The following is a 3912-nucleotide window of genomic DNA, read 5'->3' as shown; positions in this document are numbered from 1 at the left end:
ACTGGGGGGGGGGGGGGCACGGCTGGGGGGCCCGCCCACCCGCGTTCGGCTCAGGTGTGCAGACGGCTGTTGGTGCCGTCGTGGCTGTCGGCGTGGTCCTCGTCGAACCAGTAGTCGCCGGCGGCCAGGTAGCGGAAGGAGTGCACGCTCTTGCCGGGCAGGGCCACGGTGACCGCGCGGGTACCGTCTTCGCGGGGCACCAGGGTGTGGGTGCCGGGCTGCCAGTCGTTGAAGTCACCCACCACACTGACCGGGCCCGGGGGCGTATCGGCGGGCAGGACGAAGGTGACCTGGGTGCGGTCCTTGAGCTGCTTGCGTTCCAGCACGGAGTCTCCCGGCGGCAGGGGCGGATCGTCGCGGGCCATCCTCCATCCGGCGGCGCTCGGCGAGGGCCGGACACGCCAGGGGAGGTCACCCTCATGGCCCTGCACTGGGCCGAAGTGCTGCATGCTGCCCGTGTCCGGGCGTGGAACGGCCCCGCCGCCCCGCGGTGAGCGGCCCCGCCGACCGGAAGGTGTGCCGACCGGACGGTGTCCCTACGGCCCGACCACGGCAGCCGTTCCCCACAGGCCCGCGCCCTGACGCAGCAGGAGGAGAACGTGCTGGTCGTCAGGCCGGTGCGGCCCGGGAAGCCAGACCAGGACGACGCGGCCGGTCGCGAGCGCCATCTCCGTCCACGAGTCCGGCAAGAGACCGGGAGGAGATCGGTAGAACTCCGCTCCGTCGTGGATCACCACCACAAGGCCGTTCCTCACGACCGCCGACCAAGACGTGACCGGCCGCAGAAGGTCATCGACGACGCCGGTGAAGGGCGCGAGTCCCATCTCGGTGAGCCCCTCGTAGACGGACCGGTCGTCGTGGTCGTCCTGGGTGAATACCAGGAGCGGTAGATCCCCCGCCGGTGTGCCTCGGAATCCGATCGCCTTGCACGCCCACAACGGTTTCTGTTCCATACGCTGCCTACGCTCGTCGGTACCCCTGGCCGAAGGCCCTGCTCAACGGTGGGGCGGCGGGGCGGGAAGAGCTCGCGCCGTGGTCACCGGCCTTCCAGAAGCGTCGTCCCCGCGAACTTCGGACGGAGCACGGAGCACGCCTGCTGGGAACCCTTCACAGCTCTCCGGGGTCCTGCCGTTCCAGAGGGCGCAGGGCCGGGCCCTGGACCACTTCGCCATCGATGCCGAAGCGGGAGCCATGGCATGGGCACTCCCATGTACGTTCGGCGTTGTTGAAGGCGACGATGCACCCCATGTGGGTGCAGACGGCGGACACGGCATGGAGTTCTCCTTGGTCGTCGCGGTGTACGGCGCAGGGTTTGCCACCGGCACGGACGACCGTTCCCTGCCCGGGCCGCAGGTCTCGGACGGGGCCCGTCGTGCCGTCGCCGAACGTGTCCAGGCGGTCCTTGACGAAGTGTTTCCCGGTGTCCCACTGCGCCTTGAGGAACGTCGGTGCGGACTGTACGGCGGAGCCGAAACGACCAGGATCGTAGAGACCGGCCCACCGTTGGGGCGTGCCGCCGACGAGGGAGGCGATGAGCGCCCCGGCCATGACTCCGCCGGTCATCCCCCAGCCGGCGAAGCCGGTCGCGACGTACACGTTCTCGCCGCCGGTCGGCAGTGCGCCGACGAGTGGCACGGTGTCCGTGGAGCTGTTGTCCTGCGCCGCCCACCGGTGGGAGATCCTCACCTCGGGGAAGTGCTGCTCGGTCCAGGCCTGCAGGCGGGCGTACCGCGCCTCGGTGTCTTCGCCGGTGCCGGGGGTGAACACCTCGCCGGTCACGATGAGCAGTCGGCTGCCGTCCCCGAGCGGAGAGGTGCGGACGGAGCGCTTCCCGCCCTCCGTGGTGATGTACATGCCGTCGGGATCCCGATCGGCGGGCAGTGGGCCCGCGACCACCAGGTCGCGGTGCTGGGTGAGCCGGGTGGCGAGCAGGGCGTGGTCGAAAACGGGGTGGTGCGTGGCGACGACGACGTGCCGGGCGGATACGGTCGCCCCGGCGTCCGTGGTGAGTCGGCACGGATCACCGTCGTCGAGTCGGGCGACACGGGTTCCCTCGTGGATCCGGCCGCCGCGCGCGACGATGTCGTCGACGAGCCCGCGCAGGTACTTCAGCGGATGGAACTGGGCCTGGTCCTCGACCCTGACGGCGCCGGCGACGGGGAAGGGCAGGCCCGTCTCGGTGACGAACGAGGCGGTGAGGCCGGCCGATCGCGCCGCTTCGGCCTCCGCGCGCAGCGCCTCGACGCCGTCGGGCTGCTCGCAGTAGGTGAGGGCCGGGCGGCGCTCCAGCTCACAGTCGATGCCCAGCTCCTCGGTCACATCGAACACGTGCCGCAGGGCGGCGCCCTGGGAATCCGCGTAGTCACGCGCCGCTTGCTCCCCGTGTTTGTTCCGAAGGGTGTCGTACACGGAGGTGTGCAGGGCGGTGAGCTTGCCCGTCGTATGCCCTGTGACGCCGCTCGCGAGCCGGTCCGCTTCGAGCACGATGACGTTCAGCCCCGCCCGGACGAGTTCCCAGGCCGTGCTCAGACCCGCGATGCCGCTGCCGATGACCGCGACATCCGCCTCGGCGGACCGGGACAGAGGAGCGAAGGACGGAAAGGTCGCCGTCCGCATCCAGTAGGACCGTCCGGCATTGGGATGTCGGTTCATGGTGTGCGGCTGCCCAGGGAAGCCGACCTGATGCGCGGTGCAACGGCGTACCCGCGCTTGCGGTAAGGGCGGCCCGCGACCGCGCCACGTGAAAACTGATCAGGCCCGCACGCCGCCGGCGTCCAGGAGGCGGGCGGCCGCCTCGACGGTAGGCGGCAGCGGACGGCGTGAGTGCAGCGCCGCCGGGAGCCGTTTGAGCATTCCCAGCAGGGCCTGGCGGGCTTCCGGGTCGCGCGGGGCCTCGGCGGCGAGCCGGCGGGTGTGCTCCACGGCGACGCCCACCGGGCGGCGCAGCCAGGCGGTGAGGGCGGCGTTGCGGCGCTGGACCGCGGGCCGGCCGGGCCGCACACCACCGGTCGGCCGGTGGACGGCCACCACGTCCGGAACGTGGCACACGCCCCATCCGTACGCGGTCAGGTCGTAGGCGAGCAGGGTCTCCTCGCCTCCGAGGAAAAGGATCGGGTGGTAGCCGCCGGCCTGCAGGTAGGCGTCCCGCCGGGCGACGGCGGCGCAGGCCAGGAATCCGAGTACCTGCGGCCCGGGCAGATCGACGGCGTGGTCGAGCGGGGAGGCGGCGAGCTGGCAGTTCAGCGGATCGGGATGGCCATCGGGACCGACGCGGACGCAGGCGGCGAGCAGTCCGAGGCGTGCGTGCCGGTCCAGCAGGTCCGCCGCGCGCGCCAGCGAGCCCGCCTCCCACCAGGAATCGTCGTCGCTGAACGCCACGTATGGCGTACGGGCCTCGCGTACGCCCAGATTCCGGCCCGGGGCGCCGAGATTGCGGCCGGGCGCCAGGAGGGTGACCTCCGGCCGCAGCCGCGCGACGGCTGCGGGGGTCCCGTCGGTCGACGCGTTGTCGACGACGATCACAGGCGGCTGTTCGGGCAGTGCCGCCAGCCGGTCGAGGGTGTGCAGCAGCTGGTCGCGGCGGTTGTGGGTGATGACGACAACGGTGGTGCGGGGATCGGGGGTCATGGGCGGGGGCCACCTCGGGAGGGGTCGACGGGATGATGCGCGAGGCCCACGGGAGGCCGGTCGGGTCGGTCATGGGGCCCAAGGCCCACGCGGAGAAACGACGGCCAGACGGCCGACCGGTCAGACGGCCGACCGGTCAGACGGCCAGAGGGCCGACCGGTCAGACGGCCGGCCGGCCCCTCGTCCCGGGCGATCAGTTCCTCTCGGCTTCCTCCTCTGCCCCGGCCTCGACACCGGCCGAGGGCTCCCCGCTACCGGTGCCGGCCTGGTGGTATCCCTCGCGTC

Annotated in this window: 4 protein-coding genes; all 4 read right to left on the bottom strand. The window is 72.1% G+C overall.

Features of this window, described 5'->3' with window-relative positions:
* Nucleotides 1–50: 50 nt before the first annotated feature.
* The 4 genes from ACWGIU_RS32080 to ACWGIU_RS32065 all read right to left on the bottom strand — a co-directional run bounded on the left by ACWGIU_RS32080 (nt 51) and on the right by ACWGIU_RS32065 (nt 3627).
* Nucleotides 51–365: an isoamylase early set domain-containing protein gene (locus ACWGIU_RS32080; protein ID WP_453711623.1), complete on the bottom strand. Its 315-nt coding sequence runs from the start codon at nt 363–365 to the stop codon at nt 51–53.
* 171 nt (nt 366–536) lie between these two features.
* Nucleotides 537–953, bottom strand: a complete 417-nt coding sequence (locus ACWGIU_RS32075) for a hypothetical protein (RefSeq protein ID WP_453711622.1) — start codon at nt 951–953, stop codon at nt 537–539.
* A gap of 154 nt (nt 954–1107) precedes the next feature.
* Nucleotides 1108–2652, bottom strand: coding sequence for an FAD-dependent oxidoreductase (locus ACWGIU_RS32070; RefSeq protein WP_453711621.1), 1545 nt, complete (start codon nt 2650–2652; stop codon nt 1108–1110).
* A 99-nt stretch (nt 2653–2751) separates the two neighbouring features.
* Nucleotides 2752–3627 (bottom strand): glycosyltransferase family 2 protein, encoded by an 876-nt coding sequence (locus ACWGIU_RS32065; RefSeq protein ID WP_453711620.1) that lies wholly within the window; start codon nt 3625–3627, stop codon nt 2752–2754.
* Between the last annotated feature and the right edge of the window lie 285 nt (nt 3628–3912).

This window comes from Streptomyces sp. NPDC054840 (assembly GCF_053611065.1).
This window is presented reverse-complemented; position numbering and strand designations above follow the sequence as displayed.

Coding starts and splice junctions, on each gene's coding strand:
- ACWGIU_RS32080 (WP_453711623.1), bottom strand. CDS start 365: ATGGCCCGCGACGATCCGCCCCTGCCGCCGGGAGACTCCGTGCTGGAA.
- ACWGIU_RS32075 (WP_453711622.1), bottom strand. CDS start 953: ATGGAACAGAAACCGTTGTGGGCGTGCAAGGCGATCGGATTCCGAGGC.
- ACWGIU_RS32070 (WP_453711621.1), bottom strand. CDS start 2,652: ATGAACCGACATCCCAATGCCGGACGGTCCTACTGGATGCGGACGGCG.
- ACWGIU_RS32065 (WP_453711620.1), bottom strand. CDS start 3,627: ATGACCCCCGATCCCCGCACCACCGTTGTCGTCATCACCCACAACCGC.